Source organism: Levilactobacillus tangyuanensis (assembly GCF_003946545.1).
Taxonomy (GTDB): domain Bacteria; phylum Bacillota; class Bacilli; order Lactobacillales; family Lactobacillaceae; genus Levilactobacillus; species Levilactobacillus tangyuanensis.
The window spans coordinates 11,798-36,472 of sequence record NZ_RHOA01000001.1; the positions used below are offsets into that span (position 1 = coordinate 11,798).

The 24,675-nt window shown below is 47.1% G+C and carries 20 protein-coding genes and 2 CRISPR repeat arrays; of the genes, 18 read left to right on the forward strand and 2 right to left on the reverse strand.

Going from position 1 to position 24,675, the window contains the following annotated elements; translation table 11 throughout:
• Positions 1-134 precede the first annotated feature (134 nt).
• On the reverse strand, positions 135-1,304 hold the full coding sequence (locus EKM96_RS00055; protein ID WP_125638132.1) for a DUF2075 domain-containing protein: 1,170 nt from the start codon (positions 1,302-1,304) through the stop codon (positions 135-137).
• 197 nt (positions 1,305-1,501) lie between these two features.
• Here EKM96_RS00055 and EKM96_RS00060 point away from each other — a divergent pair, with 197 nt between their 5' ends.
• From EKM96_RS00060 to EKM96_RS00115, 12 genes are all read left to right on the forward strand, one after another.
• Entirely contained in the window at positions 1,502-1,975 is a 474-nt protein-coding gene (locus EKM96_RS00060) for a GNAT family N-acetyltransferase (protein ID WP_164510937.1), read from the forward strand.
• 446 nt (positions 1,976-2,421) lie between these two features.
• Entirely contained in the window at positions 2,422-4,932 is a 2,511-nt protein-coding gene (locus tag EKM96_RS00065) for a MucBP domain-containing protein (RefSeq protein WP_125638136.1), read from the forward strand.
• 289 nt (positions 4,933-5,221) lie between these two features.
• A CRISPR array of direct repeats spans positions 5,222-5,676; the repeat unit is 28 nt; unit sequence GTATTCCCCACGGATGTGGGGGTGATCC.
• A 327-nt stretch (positions 5,677-6,003) separates the two neighbouring features.
• Positions 6,004-8,778, forward strand: a complete 2,775-nt coding sequence (gene cas3 / locus EKM96_RS00070; protein WP_125638138.1) for a CRISPR-associated helicase Cas3' — start codon at positions 6,004-6,006, stop codon at positions 8,776-8,778.
• Positions 8,759-10,462 (forward strand): type I-E CRISPR-associated protein Cse1/CasA, encoded by a 1,704-nt coding sequence (locus EKM96_RS00075; protein ID WP_164510938.1) that lies wholly within the window; start codon positions 8,759-8,761, stop codon positions 10,460-10,462. Before cas3 ends, EKM96_RS00075 begins: the two co-directional genes overlap by 20 nt.
• Before the next feature lie 17 nt (positions 10,463-10,479).
• Entirely contained in the window at positions 10,480-11,082 is a 603-nt protein-coding gene (casB, locus tag EKM96_RS00080; protein ID WP_125638140.1) for a type I-E CRISPR-associated protein Cse2/CasB, read from the forward strand.
• Positions 11,082-12,155, forward strand: coding sequence for a type I-E CRISPR-associated protein Cas7/Cse4/CasC (cas7e, locus tag EKM96_RS00085; protein ID WP_125638142.1), 1,074 nt, complete (start codon positions 11,082-11,084; stop codon positions 12,153-12,155). Before casB ends, cas7e begins: the two co-directional genes overlap by 1 nt.
• Positions 12,136-12,837: a type I-E CRISPR-associated protein Cas5/CasD gene (gene cas5e / locus EKM96_RS00090; protein ID WP_125638144.1), complete on the forward strand. Its 702-nt coding sequence runs from the start codon at positions 12,136-12,138 to the stop codon at positions 12,835-12,837. The genes cas7e and cas5e overlap by 20 nt, the downstream gene beginning before the upstream one ends.
• Before the next feature lie 12 nt (positions 12,838-12,849).
• A complete protein-coding gene (cas6e, locus tag EKM96_RS00095; protein ID WP_125638146.1) occupies positions 12,850-13,521 on the forward strand; it encodes a type I-E CRISPR-associated protein Cas6/Cse3/CasE in 672 nt (223 codons plus the stop codon).
• Between the two features lie 3 nt (positions 13,522-13,524).
• Positions 13,525-14,478: a type I-E CRISPR-associated endonuclease Cas1e gene (cas1e, locus tag EKM96_RS00100; RefSeq protein ID WP_125638148.1), complete on the forward strand. Its 954-nt coding sequence runs from the start codon at positions 13,525-13,527 to the stop codon at positions 14,476-14,478.
• Entirely contained in the window at positions 14,475-15,365 is an 891-nt protein-coding gene (gene cas2e / locus EKM96_RS00105) for a type I-E CRISPR-associated endoribonuclease Cas2e (RefSeq protein ID WP_125638150.1), read from the forward strand. Before cas1e ends, cas2e begins: the two co-directional genes overlap by 4 nt.
• Positions 15,366-15,394: 29 nt before the next feature.
• Positions 15,395-16,215: a CRISPR direct-repeat array (repeat unit 28 nt; unit sequence GTATTCCCCACGGATGTGGGGGTGATCC).
• Positions 16,216-16,477: 262 nt separating this feature from the next.
• Positions 16,478-16,927, forward strand: coding sequence for a hypothetical protein (locus tag EKM96_RS00110; RefSeq protein WP_125638153.1), 450 nt, complete (start codon positions 16,478-16,480; stop codon positions 16,925-16,927).
• Positions 16,928-17,016: 89 nt separating this feature from the next.
• Positions 17,017-17,463: a GNAT family N-acetyltransferase gene (locus tag EKM96_RS00115; protein ID WP_125638154.1), complete on the forward strand. Its 447-nt coding sequence runs from the start codon at positions 17,017-17,019 to the stop codon at positions 17,461-17,463.
• Positions 17,464-17,565: 102 nt separating this feature from the next.
• Here the strand turns inward: EKM96_RS00115 and EKM96_RS00120 are convergent, their stop codons facing one another.
• A complete protein-coding gene (locus tag EKM96_RS00120) occupies positions 17,566-18,045 on the reverse strand; it encodes a MerR family transcriptional regulator (protein ID WP_125638156.1) in 480 nt (159 codons plus the stop codon).
• Between the two features lie 105 nt (positions 18,046-18,150).
• Here EKM96_RS00120 and EKM96_RS00125 point away from each other — a divergent pair, with 105 nt between their 5' ends.
• The 6 genes from EKM96_RS00125 (at position 18,151) to pepI (ending at position 24,337) form a co-directional block, all read left to right on the forward strand.
• A complete protein-coding gene (locus EKM96_RS00125; protein ID WP_125638158.1) occupies positions 18,151-18,888 on the forward strand; it encodes an SDR family oxidoreductase in 738 nt (245 codons plus the stop codon).
• 159 nt (positions 18,889-19,047) lie between these two features.
• A complete protein-coding gene (locus tag EKM96_RS00130) occupies positions 19,048-19,530 on the forward strand; it encodes a GNAT family N-acetyltransferase (RefSeq protein WP_125638160.1) in 483 nt (160 codons plus the stop codon).
• Positions 19,531-19,736: 206 nt separating this feature from the next.
• Complete coding sequence (locus tag EKM96_RS00135; protein ID WP_125638162.1) at positions 19,737-21,698, forward strand: elongation factor G; 1,962 nt, start codon at positions 19,737-19,739, stop codon at positions 21,696-21,698.
• A gap of 27 nt (positions 21,699-21,725) precedes the next feature.
• Positions 21,726-22,427, forward strand: a complete 702-nt coding sequence (locus EKM96_RS00140) for a DUF1835 domain-containing protein (RefSeq protein ID WP_125638164.1) — start codon at positions 21,726-21,728, stop codon at positions 22,425-22,427.
• Between the two features lie 138 nt (positions 22,428-22,565).
• Positions 22,566-23,231 carry a type 1 glutamine amidotransferase gene (locus EKM96_RS00145; protein WP_125638166.1) on the forward strand — a complete coding sequence of 222 codons (666 nt, stop codon included), beginning with the start codon at positions 22,566-22,568 and terminating at the stop codon, positions 23,229-23,231.
• A 221-nt stretch (positions 23,232-23,452) separates the two neighbouring features.
• Positions 23,453-24,337, forward strand: coding sequence for a proline iminopeptidase (gene pepI / locus EKM96_RS00150; RefSeq protein WP_125638168.1), 885 nt, complete (start codon positions 23,453-23,455; stop codon positions 24,335-24,337).
• Positions 24,338-24,675 lie beyond the last annotated feature (338 nt).

A 24,675-nucleotide genomic window follows, 5' to 3' on the forward strand; every position in this document is an offset into this window, starting at 1 on the left:
TGGTCTGGCGGAAAGACGTCTTCCGCTAACTGAGATCAGTTTAGACTATATCGTAACGTTACAGTCAAGTACATGGGGCCAGGAAACGGCAAACAGCCACCAGATCCCTGGGACAGGATGCTGGTGGCTGCTTTTTACTGTCGTTCCTTATCTAATTCAACCAGTCGTTGACGCAGTGCATCATCGTAGGCCGTCAGATAGAGGCCGTACTTCCCGCGCTTCATCAAGACGTTGAGCACGTTGGCGATGAAGGTCTTATATTCCTCTTGTGAGAATTGAATATCCTTCCGCTTCTTGAAGATTTCCTTGTGGGAATACTTCTTGGGGATGATGGTCATGGTGTCAGACTGCTTATCGTAGCCAAATGAAGGCCCGATGATCATGCCGACGTAATTCAAATCGAAGCCTTGCAAGGTGTAGATCGTTCCCACTTGGGTAATCGATCCTTCCCGCTTGGCCCAGTGGGTCCGTTGGGGATCCCATTCGTCCCAAGGCAGGCTGAAGGTATCCATTTCGACGTTATGACGGCCGTCAATTCGAGGGAAGCCCGATGTGGCAACGACCCGACTCATGCCGACCTCCTTGTTCCGCTTCTTGATATTTTCAAAGAGTTCGCCCGCGGTATCGAAGGTCTTAAATTCGAAATCGCTGTTGTCGGGGAACGGCTTCAAGGGCTTTTCGGCGGATAGGTCGTCCATCCAGGCGACCTGTTCGTCGCTGGCAACCATTCGGTATTGGAAATTCATATCGAATTGCTTATGAGGATGCGACCCGATGGTCTTGAAGAGGAGGTCCTTGTCCCAGTACATCTTTGACTGGAAGACCTGTTCGAAGTCGTAGACCACGACAACGACCTTAGCCAAGTTCATCAGGTCGGTCAGCTGGTTCTGACCGCGGTAGTGGGCGTAGGGCTCCGACTTGGAATACAGGAGATGAGCCTCGTCCACGAAAATAATATCGTATTGTTTATGATTCTTTTGGGCATCGTTAATCAGTGACGTTGGGCGGCGAATCGTTTTGACCTTCATGTTGGGGATGGATTCCGCCAAGTCTTGGTAGGCCTTGTACAATTCGGGATGGTTCACGACCAAGGAGGTCTTGTAGCGCTTGTCGGTCATGTACTGGCGGACAAGTTCCATCAAAACAACGGATTTTCCTGTTCCGGCGGCTCCCTGAATGATGGCGACGGACGAGGTGTTGCCCTTCAGACCTTGTTTAATATAGTCATTAATGTTGGTGATTACGGCCTTTTGGTCGGCCGAAAGGTCATCGACAAAGAACTGTTCTTGTAGAATTTTATTCATTTGATAACTCCTAATTGGTTAATGTTTGCGTGATGTCGATGCCCTAAGGATTAGCTAACTGGCATGATTTACTTCCAGCGGTGATTATATCATACTTGGGGTATGGTGAAACGGCGTAAATTAGCGGCCAGCACGAGTGTCGATGGCTGGTTAGCGATGACTAAAGTTTCACGTGAAACATGTCAGGAGGGATATCGATGTTAAGATTAGCAGCCTATCAAGATGATACTAGGGATCGGGACCGGGTGGCCAACTACCCACTTAAAGATGCGACCTTTACTGCAACACCGCAGATGGCCTTAACCATTGCGATTGGAAACACGGATCGCTTACCGGTCATGGTACTTGAGGATGAGGAATTGGTCGGATTCCTGGTGCTCATTAAGGGTGACGATGTCAAAGAAGTCGGTGCGGATCCTGACGTGGCGATATTGATTCGTTCGGTTTCGGTTGCGGAGAACCAACGCGGCAAAGGTTATGCCTCTCGGGCGTTGCAGATGTTACCGGAATTTGTTCGGCGGCATTTCACCTTCGCCACGACCCTAGTCTTGTCCGTGGATCACGGGAACCTCCCCGCGCAGAAGCTCTATGAGAAGGTGGGTTATGTCGACACCGGTCGACGGGGCTATGGGACGTATGGAGAACAGTATGTGTTGGAACAATTAATTTAGGAACTTAGAATTGAAGGGCAGCGATGGGGAAAGATAACCAATTGCTGCCCTATTTGTATTTTCTAGAGAGGCTATTTTCTTGGGACAACAAGGCCTAAAGGTTGAAAACGTCATCCATAACCCCAAGTTCGTAACAAAATAGTAAATGTCTATTGAAAGGATTTTAAAATTGCTCAAGAATACTGTAATGGCAAGCCTAACAGTTATATTTCAGATGGATGCGGCGGGATGAGTGTTTTTAAATCTAATTAATAAAGTGCCCTGATAAACGTTGATAAACCAATGATTGAGTGTCAAATCATCAACATTTACAATGTAAATGAATGTTTATAGTGTTGATTAAAACCATTAGTGGTGGTACATTGAACCTAATCAGCACCTTAACTTACATATGACTATTTGTTTTGACTAGGGAAAAACGTCACGAATGACAGGGGACTTTAAAAATGAAATTAGATAAAAATATCAGTAAACAGCGCCAGAATCGGTGGCTATTAACCAGTGCCGTTGCTTTAACCTTAACGACGGTTGGTCTATCGACGAATGCTCACGCCGCAACGACGGCCGCAGGCACCGATGACGCGTCTAGTCAGACGGTCAATGGGGCGACTCAGGATAAGCAAGTTACCCTCACATCATCCGACAAGAACACACCAGTTGATGATAAAAAAGTTGAGGAACAATCCGCTCAGAATAATTCAAATGCTTTACCTAATAATGACAGCAACGACCCAGCAAACACGGATAAGTCTGGGTCAGGGAGCGACGACCCTGATGTCGTCAAGAAGGACGCTGGGGATACGACCAACGATAAAAAAGTCACCGGCTCGGTCGACAATGCCGATGAGAAGACTGACACCACGGGTGAGACGTCGAAAAAGTCTCCGCTGATGAGCGCCCGCATGGCACCTTTGGCCGATGTAGCTACCCCAACGGTCGATGATCTGGTTCCCGATAAGGACTTCCAACAGGTGGTCTTATTTGCTATTCAACAAAACAACCATCCAGAAGTGACCGATGTTTCACAGATCACCTCGGACCTAATCGCCGAATTAACGTCCATCGACCTTAGCAGTAGTGCCGCTACCGCCAAGGAACGGACCGATCAGGCCTTCTACAATGCGGTTGCTAATGCCAAGTCTTTGGCAGGCTTGCAATACGCTAAGAACCTGACCAAATTAGTTATTTATCCAGATTCAACGGCTAGCAACACCTGGGGTAACCCAAGCGCTAACGGCCAATTGAGTGACTTGTCGGCCCTACAAGACTTGACCGGCTTGAAGACGTTGAAGCTCAAGTATAACCAGTTGACGGATGCCGACACGGCACCTTTGGCCGGGCTAACGGGTCTGACTACGATCGACTTAAGCCATAATCAATTGAAAGACTTGTCGTTCATGTCCAAGATGACGAATCTATCTAACATTACGCTTTCGTATAACGATATTGAGGATGTGTCGCCACTGCGTAATATCACGGCAGCGCCAGGGTTCTTCTCATTTTCAAATAACCATATTTATGATATTACGCCACTCTTAGGGCTGAACTGGCAACCATTCATGGACCAGATCTCCTACATGATTTCCGCTAACAACCAGACTTGGACGACGGCTCCAGCTGTCTTGAATCCGGATACCAAGACTTTATCGACCTGGTCATTTGCCTATGACAATTTGTATAACTTTAACGAATTCATGTTAGGTGATCCCCAAGCCACGGGGCAAAGCAATACGATTGGTGCCGGAAACTGGTCCGTTTGGAACAGTTTGACGTCGCCTTCTGGCACGCTTGTTCTGGACTGGGATGTTAGCCGGCACAACGATTTAACGCAGCCGGCAGCGCCTAATGGCCTGAGTTTCTCTGGCAAGATTATGGTTCCATACACGACGGATGCGAGTGTTGGTGCCGTTACGGTAGCCTTCCAGTTAGACGGTGGGGTTAAGATTGCGCCATTCGTTATTCTGAGTGGCAAGACGGGTTCGTCACAGGATGTCTTGGATGACCCATCGGTTCAACAGGCCATTGCTGATTTGGAAAAGCGGGGGTTTGAATATGAAAAGCCTGCTAAGTACACGACCGATCTGACGGCTACTTCCGAAAGCTCATCAGTGACCTATGATAGTGATGCGCAAAACATCACGTTGCTGTTTAGTCCACTGCAAAAGATTTACCTGGTCGATGAAAATGGGAATGCCATCGGTGACAAGGTTGTGAAGGAATCCGGCAAGAAGGATACCGCGTGGACCGTTGATGTACCAACAATTGATGGCTACACCTTCGACCATGTTGATGGGGGTACCGTTACGGACAACACCTTGAGCGGGACGATTCAAGACGTAAACAACGATATTTATGTTTACTACAAATCAACCGGTAAGCCAGTTACACCAGTCGACCCAGGGACGCCTGTCAACCCAGTTAATCCCGTCACGAATGGGACGGTCACGGTGCACTACCAAAAGGCAGATGGCACCAAGGTTGCCGACGATCAAACGTTAACCGGCGAAGTTGGTCAAAGCTATACGACCAGCGCCCCAACGATTAAAGGGTATAAGTTGGTTTCCAGCTCGGCTAACGCCAGTGGCGTCTACACTGCCGGGAATCAAGACGTTTACTACACGTATGCTGCCGATAGCAACAAGGGTGGTGCTGCGGCGGTTATCACGCCTAAGACCCCTTCTAAGCCAGCTCAAAAGGGTGCGCAAGCCAACAAGCCTAACAACGGTAAGACTGGCTCACAAGCCAACAAGGGGACTGTCGTTAGTGGTGCCCAAGCGGCTAAGCTGAGTGCTAACACGGATCATGCGCAAAATGTTAACTTGGCTGCGGCCAAGCCAGCGACCTTGCCACAAACCAGTGACCGGCAAATGTCATCCTGGTGGGGTATCGCTCTGTTGGCTATTCTTGGTAGTCTGTTTGGTTTCAAGCGGTCTGAAAAGGATGGCAAGAAAGATTAATTGTTATTAATAATTAATAGATAAAATAAGCCTCCATGGTGGGATCGGAAGATCTCACCGTGGGGGCTTTTTATTAATGGAGATTCTGTAGATGAATAGTGTATTGGGTCAATGTGTCTATTGAATGGATTACCCCATCTTTTAGATTGCAGAGTGATGCACTGATTTCTTTATTGTAGATGTAGAATTGCTGATGTATTCTTAGAATTATTATGTATCGGGAAAGCAAAGTGAATGAAAAAGATAGTTTTCCAAAAATGGAACACTGATGTATCAAGGATTCTTTAGTGTATTCCCCACGGATGTGGGGGTGATCCTCTTACGAATCCCACACCGCCCCCACACTTTTCGTATTCCCCACGGATGTGGGGGTGATCCTAGTCGAATGGATTACCATTGATCCCTGGTGTTGTATTCCCCACGGATGTGGGGGTGATCCTTGTCCGCCACATGCTCAACGGCATCCCCAGAAGTATTCCCCACGGATGTGGGGGTGATCCCCTATATCACCGTGAAGGCGGCGCGGTTCCTTGGTATTCCCCACGGATGTGGGGGTGATCCTCTGCGCGCTCTGGTGGCCAATTTAACGACCTGGTATTCCCCACGGATGTGGGGGTGATCCCGACTCACGCAAGCAACTATAACCACGTCCTGAGTATTCCCCACGGATGTGGGGGTGATCCCAAAATGGCGGCCATTAATTGGCTGCCCTTTTTGTATTCCCCACGGATGTGGGGGTGATCCAACTTGGGCCCCATAACACCAGTATTCTCCACAGATTTGGAGGACGATTCTCACAAAGAGTTGAATGTTTTTTCAGTGAAGGACAAGAAGTCCTTTTTTTATTGTCCTTGATTATTGGAGGTGAGGTGGAGGGCGTGTGTTTGTTTGAATCTGCCGAGGTGGGGCAGAAATTAATTAAGTAATAAGGATTACAACTAAATGGATAACACTATTGATTATTTTATAAGCGTAATACATTGACTTGCCAAATCTTAATCGGTATCTTCGTGATATGCTCTAAAAAAGTTATGCCAATTAGATATCCAAGAAATGAGGGAGCAAAATGTCATGAATATTAAAGTTTCTGGACAAGCATCAGTGCTTTGGGCTAAGAAGCGAGCAGAGAATGGTCGACATGCCTGGTTACCTGTGATTGTGCACTTGATCGACACACAGAATTCCATAAACTGGCTCTTTAATCATTGGTTAAGTAGGGGGCAACGTGACCTGTTAATTGGGGCATCTACGGAACAAGAGACTCAAAAACTGGTGAAATTTCTGGGCTTTATCCATGATGTAGGGAAGGCAACAGCAGCATTTCAAATTAAAGAATCATATGATCGGGATGAAATTCTCGATGATCAATTAAAATCCCAATTATCAAGTGGAGGTTTTCTCAATTTAGACGAGTTATTTTTGGTCTCACCAAACAAGTCTCCTCACGCAATTGCTGGCGAGGCTATTATCGAATCATTGGGTATTCCAGTTTCTGTTGGAGCGATTATTGGTGGTCATCATGGGAAACCTGCTGTTGAACCTCCTAGGGGACAAATCAGAGACTATACCGCTAATTATTTTCAAAGTGACAATGAAACTGAGTGCCAGGAACCATGGAAGCACGTACAACAGGAATTATTAAGTTGTGGTTTAAGAACATCCGGTTATCAAACGGTCGAAGATGTCCCAGTTATCACACAACCGCAAGCCGTGTTACTCGAAGGCTTATTGATTATGTCGGATTGGTTGGCATCTAGCGAGTATTTATTTGATCGAGCAAAGAAAGTGCCCTTATTTCCATTAATTAATATTGACGAATCATGGAAAGATATAGATATGAATCAGCGTTTTCGACAAGCCATGATGGCGTGGGACTTTGGTGGCGAATGGATGCCGGAGAAAATTACTGTTGAGGATCCCTACAAATTACGATGGGGTTTTGAGGCACGTCCGGTACAGTCGGCGATTACAAAGGAAATTTCAAAAGTTACAGATCCCGGAATAATAATCATTGAGGCGCCAATGGGTATAGGGAAAACAGAGATTGCGTTAGTAGCTGTGGAACAGCTTGCATATATTTCTGGTATGGATGGGGTATTTATGGGATTACCAACCCAAGCCACGACTAATGCTATGTTTGGTCGAGTTGAAGAGTGGTTGAGATTTTTGGCTCAGACGCAGAACGACAATTTTCAAATTCAACTCATGCATGGTAGATCACAGTTTAATCAGAAATATCGGTGTTTACCCAGTGCAGCGAATGTTTATGATAATGATGAATCTGGAGAGATTGTTGTTAACAGTTGGTTCTCTGGAAAGAAATCAATTTTAACAAAGTTTACCGTTGGGACGATTGACAACCTGTTGCTGATGGGGTTAAAGCAAAAGCATTTATTCCTACGGCATTTAGGCTTCAGTGGGAAGGTTGTCATCATTGATGAGGTTCATGCCTATGACTCATATATGAATCAATATTTATATAAAGCAATTAACTGGCTGGGGGCTTACCATGTGCCAATTGTCATATTATCGGCCACCTTACCTACAGAGAAGCGAAACTCGTTACTGAGGGCATACCTACGGGGAAAATATGGTCGGCAATATCGAAAAGAAGTGAATGCTAGAGCTGGATGGGAAGAGTCACAGGCATACCCACTATTAAGCATTGTAGATGGGCGACAAATTAAGCAAGTTAGTGAATTTCCAGGACGCAGTGACCAAAAGGGAATGAAAATCCAAGTACATCGGTTAAATTTATCCGACGAAGAATTAATCAAAGATGTTGTTAATAAAATAAGAGATGGCGGAATTGCTGGTGTAATTGTCAATACAGTGAAACGTGCCCAATCATTAGCAAAACTAGTGCCAAAGGATCTCAAATTGATGCTATTACACTCAGCATTCTTGGCAACCGACCGAATCAATCAGGAGACCGAACTACAGAAAGCAGTAGGCAAAAAGGGTCACCGGCCAGAAAGAATGATTGTTATTGGTACACAAGTTCTAGAACAATCGCTAGATATAGACTTTGATGTTTTATATACAGACATTGCACCAATGGATCTTATCTTACAGAGAGCTGGGCGGCTGCATCGACATCAGATAAAACGATCAGAAGCGTTGATTCAGCCGCAGTTGTTTATCATGGGAATTGAAGAATCCGATGAGTATGGCAAGGGTAATGAAGCAGTTTATAGTAAGTATCTATTGATGAAAACGGATCACTTTTTGCAAGAGACGATTACCCTACCCGATGATATTTCACTACTGGTTCAGAGAGTCTATGAAATTGGAAGTGACCAAGACGTATTGGGGATTAATTTGGCGAGGGCAAATTATGATGTTGAACTTGAACGTCAACGAAAGAAAGCGAAGGTTTTTCAAATCGATTCTCCTAAATTAAAAGTTGGCGCTACCATTCATAATTGGTTAGGGCGGGGACTTGGAAAAGTTGATCAGGATGAGCAAAAAGCGGGCGCGGCGGTGCGTGATATCAAAGAAACTTTAGAAGTTATCTTGGTGCAACATACAAGCAAGGGAAATTATTTGTTAGACGGTCGTCAACTGAGTTGTGTTAATCCACAAGAAATTGCGCAGCAATTGATTCGAATTCCATCTGTTGTGACGCCAACTAGTGGACAGGTTGACCAAGCAATTAAAGAGTTGGAAACATTGACCAGTCAGTATTTTTCAAGTTGGCAGGATAATATTTGGCTCAAGGGAGCATTATCTTTACCACTTGATGAGAATCTTTCAATAGTCTTTGAGGGCTGGCGGCTAGCATATTCTTCGGATCTGGGTCTTAAGTATGAAAAGGATGATGAGCGTGGACAACAGAAGCTTTAATTTAGTTACTGGACCATGGATTAAGGTACTTGATCGGAATACCAATCTGGAAAAGACGGTTTCTCTCTTGGAACTATTTGATAACGCACAGCAGTATCGTCAATTAACTGGGGATATGCGTAGCCAGGACTTAGCAGTTCTACGATTGCTACTAGCAATTTTAACTACGGTATACTCTCGGTTCGATGCTAGTGGGGATATGTATGATTGGCTGGTTGTTAAAGAACTGGCAACCAATAGGCTTGGGGTTAACCAAGAATTATTTGATGAGGATGACATTGAAGACGATTTATTAGAAACATGGCAAGACTTATATCAGTCAGGAAAGTTTTCCGAAATCGTTGGCGCATACTTAAAAGAGTATCAGGCGCGATTTGACTTTTTTGGTGACCGACCTTTTTACCAAGTAACGTCTCAGAATTATGATGCTTTGGTGCCAGAAGGTAAGCGAATTGCTACAGGAAAAGGCCAAGTGGCAGTTAAGCAACTAAATCGAAGGATATCGGAGAGTGGGAATAAGCCTGCGATATTTGCACCCAAGTCAGGGCGATTCAAAAATGAAATGGCACTGGATGAATTGGTTCGGTGGGTGGTAACCTATCAGAACTTTACTGGTGTGACAGATAAAACTAAAATTCTTACTGATGAGAAATTTTCCAACTCAGGTGGCTGGTTGTATCGGATTAGTCCGGTGTTTGTTGAGGGTAAGTCACTCTTCGAAACACTGATGCTTAATCTGGTTCTGGTTGATGCTGGGAATGATGCGACAAACTATGCTGTCCAGAAACCAGTTTGGGAATATGCAAGCATTCAGGAATATATTGATGAACGGAAAAAGATGGAAGTTCCAGATAATCTGGCTGAGCTCTATACAACCTGGACCAGGCTTTTACACATTGAATGGGATGATAACGGTGACCCTACTATTTTTAGTTCGGGGGTGCCGATGTTTGAAGCAGATAATGCCTTCATCGAACCAATGACCACGTGGCGCTTTGATAAGAAGACTAATGATTATCGACCGGCTTTGAAGAGCTTGCGTTCGTTGGGAATCTCAATGTGGCGAAACTTTGGGCAATACGTCAAAGTCAATCAAGCGGATGATATTCATGAACCGGGTATTGTTGTATGGCTACGATTGCTTAAAGACAAGGAAAAGATAGCGTATGGGAAACCATTACTATTAAATTCTGTTGGATTGATTGGAGATGGAAATGCGACGTCGCAGTTACCGGCGTTCGAGTTTGCCGATGATATGCGGATGCAGGCAGACGTCCTCTTTGATCCCGAGATTCAAGAAAATTGGCCAACGCGAATCGAAGATGTTATTTCGACAACTCAGGCAATTGGGACTGATTATTACCACTTTGTTAGTGATATTGGAAAGATTCGTAATGTAGAGGTCCGACAATTCGCTGGCAAAATGAGTGCTAAGTTTTATGATCGGCTGAATGAACCTTTCAAGGCTTGGTTACAGGATCTAACAGGGCATGATGATCGTGAAGCAAAGATCAAATTATGGAAGCAAGAGCTCAGCAGAATTTTAATGATGGCGGTGGATGAAGTGATGCAGTCCAGTTCATCAAGAGATATTACAGGAATTCCCGATAAGAAAGGGATCTTGAATATTTTCACTGCCAGAAATCATTTGATGTACAATGTTCGAACCCACCTTGATCGGTAGAGAGTGTGAGAAAATTTATGACAACTAATATCAAAGAGGCTACCGGCCGTATTATTACTGAGCTTTATGGATATGGTCATTCAAATAAGGCGGTATTGGCTAGCCTAAGACACGCGACGTCAATAACCAGTCAGCAAGCCCAGCCAGTGTGGCCGGTCCTCATAGCAAATTTGGAAGAGCATCAGCTTAGTATCTCAGGTGTTCCAACGCAAGCCGAGGTGGCCGTTTATTCGGCTGTGAGGCTGTATGCCATTCATCAGCAAGGCGTTAACGATCATTGCGTTTACGCTAGTGCTGGTGATGAGGCTAAAGGGATGCAATTATTTTCGGCATTGGCCAACCAAAGAAGTCATGAAGATACTCGAGTGGCCTTAGATCGTCGAGTTCGAATGCTTTTAGCGACGACAAATGTCAATAGTATTATTAATAGCCTTTCCCACATGGTCAGTATTTTGAAGGCTAGTGACGCTAAACTAAAGATTGACTATTCATTGTTAGCCCTGGATTTATATGGGTTACAGTTGAATCATGAGCACGCCAATAAAGTGCGCTTGCGTTGGGGTGAACAGTATTATTGGGTAAAAAAAGTTGATACTAAAACCGAAGGAGAACAAATCTAATGACTAATCAAAACTTGTATATTGATATGAATGTTTTACAAACGGTTCCTTCCTCAAACATTAATCGTGACGACACGGGGGCACCTAAGACCGCACTTTATGGTGGTGTCAGTCGGGCACGAGTTTCGTCACAAAGCTGGAAACGGGCCATTCGGCATGCCTTTAAAGATGATGCAGGTTCGGTAGGTACGCGTACTAAGGGTGCGGCAAAGTTGCTAGTGGCGGCACTACAACAGCTGGATCCATCGATGGATGATAAGACTGCAATGAACAAGTGTAGCGAGATTTTCAAGACAGCTGGTATTAAACTAGACAAAAATAATGACACGGGCGCATTATTATTAATTAGTACTGGCCAAATCAATAAGCTGGCTCAGTATGCCATTGATAATGATGATTTTGATAAAAAAGAAGTAAAAAAAGTATTGAAAGGTAACCAGTCTCTTGATCTGGCACTGTTTGGTCGGATGGTCGCTGACAATCCGGAATTGAATGTTGATGCCTCAGCACAAGTTGCCCATGCAGTGTCTACCCATGAAGTGGTTCCAGAGTACGATTACTATACCGCCTTGGACGATGAACAACCAGAAGACACCACTGGTGCGGCAATGTTAGGAACAATTGATTTCAATTCAGCAACTTTATATCGATATGCAAATGTGAATATGAATGAGCTGGTTCATAATTTAAATAAAGAGGAAGCCATTAAGGGAGCCGTAACATTTATCAAGGACTTCGTATTATCAATGCCTACGGGAAAGCAGAATACGTTTGCCAATAAAACCTTACCAAGTTATGTCATGGTTTCCATCCGTACAGATACGCCAGTTAATCTTGTTTCGGCGTTTGAAAACCCGGTATCTTCTGATAATGGATATGTGAAGCCATCAATTGAACGGCTTGAGAGTGAGTATGCTGCCACTCGGGATTTTGTGGAGAAGCCGTTATTAAATATTGTTCTAAACAAATATGATACGGAAAACCGTGAACAAGTGGATAACTTGTCAGAGCTTTTGGATAAGGTCACAACGAAGCTATCAGGGGCGATTACGGATGAAGACTCTAACGATTAAGTTGACCGGGCCTCTACAATCCTATGGGAATGAGGCGTCATTTGAACGGCGAACAACGAATAACTATCCTACAAAAAGTGCTGTCATCGGCATGATTAGCGCTGCACTGGGCTATCGTAGAACGGATGAACGGATCTTAACGCTAAACGACTTGGATTTTGCGGTTCGACTTGATCAAGTTGGTCGCGTCATAACCGACTATCAAACAGTGGAGTGGCATACAGGTACTAGAAAAATTACCTATCGGGACTATATTCAAGACGCTGTATTTGTCGTGGCGCTAGGTAGCCAAGACGAGGAACTTATCGAAAAGATTGAATTTGCCTTGCATCATCCGAAATTTCAATTATTTTTAGGGCGTCGTTCTAATGTCCCGGCAGGCGTATTGAAGACCCAAGTATTTGGGAATATGACAGTCATTGATGCCTTAAAGAAGCTGAATTGGCAAGCAACGTTACGGTATCGTAGAAAATCTCATGAGCAGGCGTTAGAAATTATGGCAGATGCCAATCTCGTTGGTGATTCTCTTGGTGTGGCGGTTAAGGACCGGGTCGTATCATTTAGTCAACGAGATCGTCGCCATGGTTTTCGGGCTGTTGCTAGAACCAGAGTCAATTTAAGCGATTTAGATTCTCATGAAGTTGAGCCCGAAACCAATCACGATATTATGGGGTTCCTCTAGGAAGGAGCAAGCATGTATTTATCAAGAGTCGAAATTGACATTAATAATCGAGCAAAAATAAAAGATTTAAGTCATCTTGGTGCGTTTCACAACTGGGTGGAGAAAAGCTTCCCAGACGAGATAAAGGATGGGAGGCGTTCTCGTCACTTGTGGCGAATCGATAAACTGAGGGGAAAAGAATACCTGTTGGTGTTGAGCGAGGAAAAACCAGATCTCAACTTGTTGACGACTTATGGTGTTCAGGGAACAGCCATGTCAAAGAGCTACGATTCATTCTTGGACAGTATTCAGGAAGGACAAGTTATGCGGTTCCGTTTGACCGCGAATCCATCGTATTCTATTATCCAGCCAGGACAAAAGCAAGGACGGATCGTCCCTCACGTGACGGTTGAACAGCAACGAAAATGGTTAATGGATCGAGCTGAAAAGTCGGGGTTTGAGTTATTAGAACGGTCGTCGATTGATTCAGAAGGGCCGGATACCTCCCCAATGTTTGAAGTGGTTAACCGGGAATGGCCGGTATTACATCGTAAAACGGGGCATGGGGCTCGGCTTAGCCGCGTTACTTTTGAAGGTCTTCTTCGAGTGACCGATATTGCGATGTTCAAACAAACTTTAACTAAAGGACTTGGCAGAGAAAAGGCTTTTGGGATGGGCTTGATGACGGTTATCCCTGAGGGCTAGTCAATGAAAAAACAAGTTGGTGCCAAGAAACCAGAGCGTTATGAGTTAGGTAGAGTTCGCGATAGAATAACTTTTTTGTATTTAGAACATGCTAAATTAAATCGGCAAAACAGCGCGATCCAAGTGACCGACTCTCGAGGGATTGTTTATGTTCCAGCAGCGATACTGAGTGTTTTAATGCTTGGGCCCGGCGTGGATGTTTCTCATCGAGCAATGGAGTTGATCGGTGAGTCTGGTTTGGGCGTCGTTTGGGTGGGCGAGCATGGCGTTCGACAATACGCCTATGGTCGCCCTTTAAGTCATTCTTCAGCGTTGTTAGAGGCCCAAGCTAAACTGGTGTCCAATCGACGCTCACGGGTTATGGTTGCTAGGAAGATGTATCAAATGCGGTTTCCAGATGATGATGTGTCTCAATTAACTATGCAGCAGCTTCGAGGTAGAGAAGGCGCTCGGGTTCGGCGGGTCTATTTGGATAATTCCTTGAGAACTGGTGTTCCTTGGTCTAGGCGTGAATATAACCCCAATGACTTTGAGGCAGGGACACCCATCAATAAGGCTTTGACTGCTGCTCACCAGGCGCTTTATGGCCTGAGCTATAGTGTCATTGCAGCTATGGGGGCCTCGGCTGGTTTGGGCTTTGTCCATACGGGGCATGATTTGTCGTTTGTTTATGATTTTGCCGATTTGTATAAGGCAGACTTTTCAATTCCGGTGGCATTCGATGTGGCAGCTAAGTTTAGCGAAGATCCGGATATAGCCACGAAAACGAGATTGTCCATGAGGGATAGTTTTGTTGACGGAAAACTGTTAGTAAGGATGGTGACGGACCTAAAGTCTCTGCTAGGAATGGAAGAGGCTGACAGCACGGTTGACAGTATAAATCTCTGGGACGATCGAATGGGATTACAAGAATTTGGGGTTCAGTATCATGAGCAACCAGAGGATGGTGGCCAATGATTGTTATAACCTTAACGAAGGTCCCCAAATCATTACAAGGCGACCTCACAAAGTGGTATCAAGAGATTCAAACCGGTGTTTATATAGGTAACGTCAGCGCCCGAATTAGGGACTTGTTGTGGGACAGAATCATGAAGAACATCGGCCATGGGGAGGCGACCATGGTCTATAACTCTAATAACGAATTAGGCTATCTATTTAGAACAACGCGAAAAGATCGTGCAGTTATTGATTTTGACGGGCTTCCGCTAATGATGCATTTGCATGAGGCTACTGGTGGGGTCAAACATGGATTTAGTGATGCCGCAAAATTTCATCGGGCGAAGCTGATGAGTCATAAGGCGGGGGCTCGTCAGGCTAATGTTACTTCGAAGGCGTTTGTTGTCGTTGATTTGGAAACCACAGGTTTGGATGCAGCTGAAGACGAGATACTATCGATTGGGGCTGTAAAACGAGTTATAGATGGTCATGTTGAAAAGTTTTACAAGCTGGTGAAGATCGAGCATGCTGTTCCCGAAAATATCAGAATTTTAACAAATATCACTTCTGAAATAGTGCAAGAACAAGGGGAGCCATTGAGGCTTGGACTACAATCTTTAAAGGAATTTATTGGCGACCTACCGCTGGTTGGTTATAATTTCCATTTTGATGAAATGTTTCTTACTAATGGATTTAGACAAACTCAAATAAATACATTGCGTAATCGAGGAGTAGATTTAATGCCAATTGTTAAGAAAGCGAATAAGTTTCTTGACAATTATCGATTGAAAACAGTTTTGGCAGAGTATGACATCGATAATCAAAAACCACATAATTCGTTATCAGATGCTATGGCGACCTTTGAGTTAGCGATCAAACTAAATGAAAATGGGTCTTTCGAGATTTGAGGATCGCGATATGACGGCTTTTCTTTAGTGTATTCCCCACGGATGTGGGGGTGATCCCCTATCGTGAGAGCCTGAAAACCATGATTGACCGTATTCCCCACGGATGTGGGGGTGATCCCTGGCAGCCATCCCCAGTCATTCCGCAAATAAAGTATTCCCCACGGATGTGGGGGTGATCCAAAAAGGGAGATATTTTATTATGAAAAAATCTAGTATTCCCCACGGATGTGGGGGTGATCCTCTAATCTTTTTCATGTTCCTGCTCCTTCATTTGTATTCCCCACGGATGTGGGGGTGATCCTACAACGGCCAGTCATCCCCCACCCGGGGATCGGTATTCCCCACGGATGTGGGGGTGATCCTGTAAGTTCTGTACTTTGTTTCGTCCACGGTCAGTATTCCCCACGGATGTGGGGGTGATCCTGTTAGCCGCAATTAACCCCATCTGAGGCGGTGGTATTCCCCACGGATGTGGGGGTGATCCTATGATTCTTGGCCTCACTTGCTACCGCCCCGGGTATTCCCCACGGATGTGGGGGTGATCCTATCTTAATTTCTTGAAGTTTTTTTGAAATTAAGTATTCCCCACGGATGTGGGGGTGATCCCTTACAGCTTGCTTCTTCTCATCGATAGCCATCGTATTCCCCACGGATGTGGGGGTGATCCCGTAATATTTGTGCCCTACCCGCGTGATCCGATGTATTCCCCACGGATGTGGGGGTGATCCTACCAGTCAGAAAACAAAAAATAATCGTTGCATGTATTCCCCACGGATGTGGGGGTGATCCTATGTGATGGGACACAAAGGCAACACTATGCACGTATTCCCCACGGATGTGGGGGTGATCCCGTGATAACCATCATGATGGCAATAAAAAAAGCGTATTCCCCACGGATGTGGGGTGAGCTTTTACTGATCACGATATATTTTCTCAGAATATGAACGGATAAAATTTACCGAATTATTTATACATCGACTTAGTTGACGGTACCTTTCAAAAGGCACATATTAACGTTAATGAACGGTACTTGGCGTTAATGAAAACGTTGATAATTAATACGATGTTATCAATAGTGGCTACCTCACTCACACAACCTTGGAGGAGAAAAGATGATTAAAGTTGGTAAGCTGGTTATGGCAACGATGTCGGCGCTTGTATTAGGCGGTATGATGCCAACAACCGCCAATGCTGCTCGATGGCACAGTGGAACACCTAAAGCCATCCGCGGCGAATTTCAGGCGAAGCGGACGGGGGCACAGGGATTTGGTTCGCGCTATAGCATCACCCGGAACCAGTTTGTCATTGGCATCTCCAACATGCCAACAGAATTTATTAATCATCTCAAGTATCAAAAGATTGGCAATCATCTTTACCGCGTTAAGGGCCATGTTAAAAAGAATGGCATGGTTCGGTTTTCACACGTGGATTTTTCCGTTTATCGAAAGGGAAAAATAATGGCATTCGGTGACTTTGCCTATTACAAAAGGCATAAATTCGCTAAGTCCCAATATGCCAGACAGGTCAAGGGCTATCGCAACGGCGACGCGATTTTTAAGTAAATGACGCCGCATCCGTCAACGACTATTTTGGCAACCAGTAGCCATCGGCCTATAATGAACGCATTAATCGTAAAAGGAAGTGGCTCATAGTGCTGAAAACACAAATTATGACACCGGAGGACCCACTGTGGGACATTGCCGCGGAACAAATCGGAGCCATCGAATGGCCGGCCGGTGCCGACCTCAAGCAACATATGCTGACGGGTTCCTGGCAGCCGTTTGAGCGGGTTATTTACATGACCGATGGCGCGACGATGGTGGGATTTTGCGGCGTAACGGCGGAGGATGTTGTCCGCGATGTCTCTTACACGCCATTCATCAGTACGGTATTCGTCAATCCGGAATATCGCCATCGTGGCCTCAGCCTGACGTTGGTCCGGACGGCTGAGCAAGTCGCCGTTGAGGCCCATATCAAGGGGATTTACATCGTGACTCAGCATGTGGGACTCTATGAGCATCTGGATTTCCAAATGATTGATCAAAAGCCAGATCGTTTCGGTCGAACGATGCGGGTTCTCTATAAGAAGCTGGCATAGAGACAGCGGGATTCCCGAGGAATGCCGAATGCAACAAGGCAGTCTCGTCATAAATTTAAAATGGCCGACAAGTGATGAACCATCACCTGTCGGTCATTATTTTTACGCCAATTTTCCGAGTTCCGCGGGACTGGCGCCGTCGGCCACCAATTTTTCGAATTCCGCATGGACTGCGGGATCGACATGGTTGGTGCCAGGGAGATAGTGAATGCTCTCGGTGCCGGCCTGCAACGCGGTCTTGTAGTACCACTTCTTCCAGCGCAGGAAGTCCAGGGTATGTTGAAGCTGAGCCATCTTTTTTTCCAGGGCCTGTTCATGCTCCGTTAGAAAGTCATAGCGGGCCTGCAACGTGGTGTCGCCGGTCATGCACAGGTCGATGAAGTCGCCAATCTGTTTGACCGGAACGTCGGCCTCTTTGAGACACATGATGACCTCCAGAAAGTTAAAGTCATTGTCTTTAAACCGCCGGCGGCCTGCCTCATTGCGGTCGACGAATGGTAACAGGCCCTCTTTATCGTAATAGCGGAGGGTGTAGGGACTGATGGAAAGTTTTTCGGACACTTGTCCAATTGAATAACTCATAAAATAAACCGCCTTTTTAAATTTGTGGCTTGACTTAGAGTCAGCTCTAGAAACTATACTACCATTAATCAATCAAAGACAGACCATTTAGGAGGGTTTATTATAATGACTGAAACAAAACCATTAGTTGTGATCACCGGTGCTAGCTCAGGATTCGGGGCAGAGGATGCTAAATTATTTAATACGGCCGGCTTCCCATTATTGTTACTGGGACGCCGTCTAGAGAAGATTCAGGCGCTACCCTTAGACTTCACCAATGTGATGACGGCGGCCGTTGATGTGACCGACCAGGCGGCTTTAAAGACCGCCATTCAAGCGGCGGAAGCCAAGTATGGCGCCACCGACCTGTTGATTAACAATGCCGGGGTCATGCTGTTAGGGAATGTTCAGCGCCAAGACCCTAAGGAATGGCAAACGATGTTGGATACCAACGTCATGGGTGTGTTAAACGGGACGCAGATTGTTCTGCCAGCGATGGTGGCCCGGAAGCATGGAACCATTATCAACATGTCGTCCATTGCCGGATTCAAGGCCTTCGCGAACCATGCCGCCTATGTTGCCAGCAAGTTCGGCGTGCATGGGTTATCTGAGACGATTCGTCAGGAAGTTTCTAGCGATAACGTCCGAGTTTCTCTGGTGGCACCGGGTGCCGGTGAAACCGAACTGCTGACGCATGTGACCGATGCTGGTGCTTTGAAGGACTACGAGGCCTGGAAGCAAACCATGGGTGGCCTGACGTTAGATCCTAAATATGTGGCCCAAACGGTGAAATTCATTTATGATATGCCACAAGAAGTTAACGTCCGGGAAATTGACTTGGCCGCAACCCGCCAAGATAGCTAAGCAAAACCGATTAGGACTGGTCAGCGTTGACGTTGGCCGGTTCTTTTAGTCTAGCCCAAAATAGTCGTCAATGTTTCATGTGAAACATTGACGACGGGACATCCGGTGGGATGTTTGGTATGCTAGTCCGGAAGTTTTCGGATGAAGGTGGGGCTCATAATGGACATTAGGCAAGTAACACTAGCGGATTTGCCAGATATTTTACGGATTGAGAATTTGGGCTTTACGGCGGACGAGGCCGGGACCGAGGCTCAATATCGTGATCGAATTGCCAAACTAACAACCACGTTCTTGGTGGGGAAGATTGCCGACCAGGTCGTGGGCTTCGTGGTCGGGCCGGCCACGACTGAGCCTTTGGTAGAGGACTGGATGTATGAAGCGACGCCGGCCAACCTAGTACAGGGCGGAAACCAACTCATCTTTACGATTGCTGTGGACCCCGCCTATCGTGGGCAACATCTGGGAAGTCAACTTTTGGCCGCTATGACGGATCTCGCTAGGTCCCAGCAACGCGAGACAGTCGCTCTCACCAGTCTGGCTCGTAACGTCCCCTTCTACGAGAAGAATGGCTTTGAAAATCGTGGCGTGGCCGATTCCGACCATGCGGGTGAGACCTGGTACAATCTCGTCAAAACCTTGTAAATTCAGGCTGAAGCAAGTCCATCTAGGATTTGTTTCGGCTTTTTTGTTGATTCATGCGAAAATTCAGGCTGTAATTTCGTTAGTAGGAGTAGGGAGTACGGATCATGTTCCTGCTGGAACAGAGATGGTATGATGTTAGAGAACGTTTTACCCTGAGCGATGAACGGAATCATTTAAAAAATATGAAATTAAAGGAGAAATGACCGATGAAACAAATTGTAGCGGGCATTGTGGCACACGTTGATGCCGGCAAGACCACGTTATCCGAGGCCATGCTTTACCATGCCGGCGGCCTGCGTAAGCTCGGTCGGGTCGACAATGGGGATGCCTTCTTGGACCCCGACGATCTGGAAAAGCAGCGCGGGATCACCATCTTTTCTCACCAGGCGCGGTTACAGACGGAAAACTTGGATCTGACGTTGTTGGATACCCCGGGGCACGTCGACTTTGCGAGCCAAACGGAACAAGTTTTTAGTGTCCTCGATTATGCGGTCTTGGTGGTGTCGGCAACGGATGGCATCCAAGGCTATACCCGGACGCTGTGGCGTCTATTGGCCGACTATCAGGTACCAACTTTCATCTTTGTGAATAAGATGGATGCCAATGGAACGGACCAACAACGCCTCATAGAGCAACTACAGGCGACCTTCTCCGAGGGTTGTGTGCCGTTTGACCATGAATTTACGGCGGACGATCGCGAAACTTTGGCCATGCAGGATGACGCGGTTCTCGAACGGTATTTGGATGACGGCAACCTGTCAGATGAGGCCATTCAACGGATGATCGGCCAGCGGCAAGTCTTCCCGGTCTATTTTGGGGCGGCGCTAAAGCTAACGGGGGTTCCCGAGCTTCTGGCCGGGTTAGAGAAGTGGACAGTGACCACACCGGCCAAGTCGGAATTTGCGGCCAAGGTCTTTAAGATTTCCCATGATGATAAGGGCGAACGCTTGACCTGGTTACGCGTTACGGGCGGCGAGCTAGCCAACAAGGCCGTGATCTTAGGCGAACAAAAGGTGAACCAATTACGGGTCTACAATGGCGCTAAGTTTACGATTCAACCGACTGTGAGTGCCGGACAAGTTTGTGCCATTCCTAATCTCACGGGGACCTATTCCGGTCAGGGACTCGGGCAGGAAGCGGATGGCCGGGCGCCGGAGATTCAGCCGGTCTTGAACTACACGCTGGATCCTAAGGACAATGACATCCATGAATGTTTAACCATTTTGCGAGAACTTGAGGATGAGGATCCCCAGTTACACGTGTCCTGGTCGAGTCATTTGCAGGAAATTCGGGTGCAAATTATGGGAGTCGTACAACTAGAAATTCTGCAACAGCTCCTTCATGACCGCTTCAATCTGGACGTTGGGTTTGGTGAGGGTAGCATCCTATATAAGGAAACGATTTCCCAGGCAGTTGAAGGCGTTGGACACTTTGAACCCTTGCGCCATTACTCGGAGGTTCATTTACTGATGCAACCGGCCCCACGGGGTAGCGGAATTCAGCTCGCCGCCGATTGTTCGCTGGAAGTGTTGGGTAAGAACTGGCAACACCAGGTTCTGAGTAACCTCCGCGCCAAGGAACACTTGGGCGTTCTAACGGGATCGGCACTAACCGATGTGAAAATCACGTTGGTTAGCGGACGAGCGAGCATCGTGCATTCCGTTGGTGGCGACTTTCGTGAGGCCACCTGGCGAGCGGTACGCCAGGGATTGATGATGTTACGCGACCGCGGGGCCTGCCAGCTATTAGAGCCTTGGTATCGTTTCCGGCTAGAGGTCGGTCAGGACCAGGTTGGTCGCGCGATGACCGACATCCAGCGAATGGCCGGAGAATTTGAAGCACCGGTAGAGAATGCGGCCACGGGGATGACCACGTTGAGCGGTGTGGCGCCAGTTTCAGAAATGCAGGACTACAGTCAGGCGGTTCAGGCCTATACGCATGGTCAGGGGTCGCTGGAGTGCTTGATCGACGGCTACCGACCTTGCCACAACGCCGAAGCGGTGATTGCGGCGCAGGACTATGCGCCCGTTTCCGACCTGGATAACACGCCGGACTCGGTATTCTGTGCGCATGGTGCCGGTTACCCAGTGCCTTGGGATGAGGTGCCAACAATGGCCCATGTCGATTATGTGTATTCCGCCACTGAACTGGCAGGTCTAGGGGATTAAAAATTATCATTAGGGGTGTATTTGAAAATGGATGTGACTTTCAACGAGAGCTTTGCCAATGGCCTGGCCATGGCGTTAAAACAACCCGTTCTGGGGCTTCAGTGGGATCTAGAAATAGGCGACCTGACCAGACTGGAAACGTTCGATCCCAGGGCCTGGACGGTGCAAGCGGCCCAATCGGATGAATCGAGTGCCGCGGCCTTGGCAAAACGGGTTCAACAGCAACGGCAACAGTTAGATGCTGCTGTTGAACGTGGCGAAAGCATTCGGGTCTGGTGGTGTGAGACGGCGGCTGACCAACTGGGGTATTGGTGGCTATGCGATTATCTTCAAGCCGTCCCGAATCTCGTTAAGCAGGTGAAATTACCGTTGGATCGGTGGGTGACAACCACATCACCGGTCTTTCAACGCTTCGCTAGCCTGGCCGAAATGGATGGTGACTTGGCTGTGACCGAGTTGGATCATGCACAAGCGGTGACGGCATTGCAGCGTCAGGTTATGGGGCGGTATTGGCGAGAAATCGTTCAGGAAAACGCCGCATTGCGAGTTAGCATGAACGGTGTCGTCATTGGCGTTCCGGTCGATTTTCTTGATCGGCTTTTTGCACAGCGATTGCGGCCAGGCAAGTCACTCACTTGGATCCTGGGCCAGGTTCTCGGGGCATTGCCAGTGGGGCTACCGGAATGGTGGTTACATTCACGAATGAGTGTAGTTATTAATAGCGACTAGCTATTATTAATAACAACTAATCCGGAATGTTTCCCATGAAACAGTCTACCTAGGTGGTCCGTGCTATAATAGCGTCATTATAGTGATTTGTAGGCGATACCCATACCCAACATTGCCGTTGATGGAAAGGAAGCCGTTATGCGCATTAATATCTTGCAACACACACCTAATGAAGGTCCCGGCTCGATTGCCACCTGGGCCAGGCTTCGCGGTCACGAGGTCTATATTTATCATCCCTACCAGTTTGGCTACGTGCCTAGTGCGGACGAGACCGATATGTTGGTCATCCTCGGCGGCCCAATGAGTCCCAACGATGATTTGCCCTGGATTAAGCAAGAGCGCGAGCTGGTTAAGACCCTCATGGCACGAAATGTTCCCATCTTTGGGGCCTGTTTCGGGGCGCAATTAATCAGTCTGACGTTGGGTGGCCAAGTTACCCAAGCCCCGGCCAAGGAGGTCGGCTGGGCACCGGTGTATCGACAAACTGACGTGATTCCAGGATTGCCGGAAAAGTTAACGGTCCTGCACTGGCATCAGGATATGTTTAGCATCCCAACTGGAGCGACGCGTCTGTTCTCGAGCGATCGAGTCGCCAATCAAGGCTTTGTGATCGGTCATCGCGTTGTGGGGTTGCAATTCCACTTCGAGCCGGAGGCCGACAACGTCCGTGAAATTGTCGTGAATGATTTCCCGTATATTGACGGATCGGACTTGGGGCAGACGGCGGCCGATATCTTAGCAACACCGGTTCCCGCGGCCAACCAGCAAGCCATGTTTCGAATCTTAGACTACTTAACAGAATAGTTAGCAGAATGGCGGCCACAGGGTTGCCATTTTTTGATTAAACAGAGACTTTCATTTTTTGTGCTAGACGTGCAAAATAAGCGTATTAATGATGGCAGATCCGATCCGGTAGCTGGCGTAACAAACGTCGTCGTTAGGGAAGTCCTAGCGACTCTCAAGCGGTATGCTGGCTGGAGAAGTGGGTCGCTGTCATCAAGGATTAAGGATAAACGAGGTGCCACATGAAAATTCAAACGGGGTTTATGCCGTTTCATCAATATCAAACTTATTATCGAATTGTGGGGGACCTTAAGTCCGACCTGACGCCATTGTTGTTACTGCATGGCGGACCGGGATCGTCCCATAATTATTTCGAGGTCTTCGACCAACTGGCGGCGGAAACGGGGCGGCCGGTGATCATGTATGATCAATTAGGGTGTGGCCAATCGTCGATTCCCGATCGGCCGGAACTCTGGCACGCCACGACCTGGGTCGATGAACTCGCAGCCTTACGCGACTACCTACACCTCGACCGGGTTCACCTGTTGGGCCAGTCGTGGGGTGGTATGTTGGCCATCATTTATCTGTGTGAACGGCGACCGGCCGGCATTCAAAGCCTGATTCTGGCCAGCACGTTATCTTCATCGGCCCTATGGTCACAGGAACAACATCGTTTGATTGCGTTCATGTCGCCGGCCGACCGGGCGGCCATGGCGACTGCCGAACAAACAGGTGACTTCAGCGCACCAGAATACGTGGCTGCCAACCAACGCTATATGATTGCCCATGCTTCCGGGCCGGTTACGGCGACCTCCGCCGAGTATTTACGACGCCCGAAAGTGGGGGGCACGCAGGCCTATCAGACGGCCTGGGGGCCCAACGAAGCTTTTCCAACCGGAACCTTAGCCGATTACGACTATACGGATCGGCTGCCCGAACTGACCATGCCCACCTTGGTGACTAGCGGGGTCAACGATCTATGTACGCCATTGGTGGCAAAAAACATGGTGGATCACCTGCCTAACGCGGAATGGACCCTGTTCACCAATAGCCGGCACATGGCCTTTATCGATGAGACCGAAGCTTATTTAACCCGACTCAAGCGATGGTTGAACGAACAAGATTAAGCAAAAGGGACTGGATTGCTAATCCGGTCCCTTTAAAATTGGCCATTTTTTCAGGTTCAGTTTAGGTCGATAGATTTAATGAAAGGACAGGCTAGGTCGACCAATTGATGGAAAGCATAGTGTACACACAATCAAAAACTTGTCACCGTTCATGTGACTGTGGGCTAGCGCAGTTAGAAGACTCATGTGATAAATTAATAAAAGTAAATTTGCTTGAATAACTGGTATAACAACGTTGAGTAGACGCGATCTCTACCGTGAATAGTTGTCAATGGACAAATTAAATGGTGGAATCAGATTGGCTTTTTTATTACCCACGGTATATACTAACTGTGTAA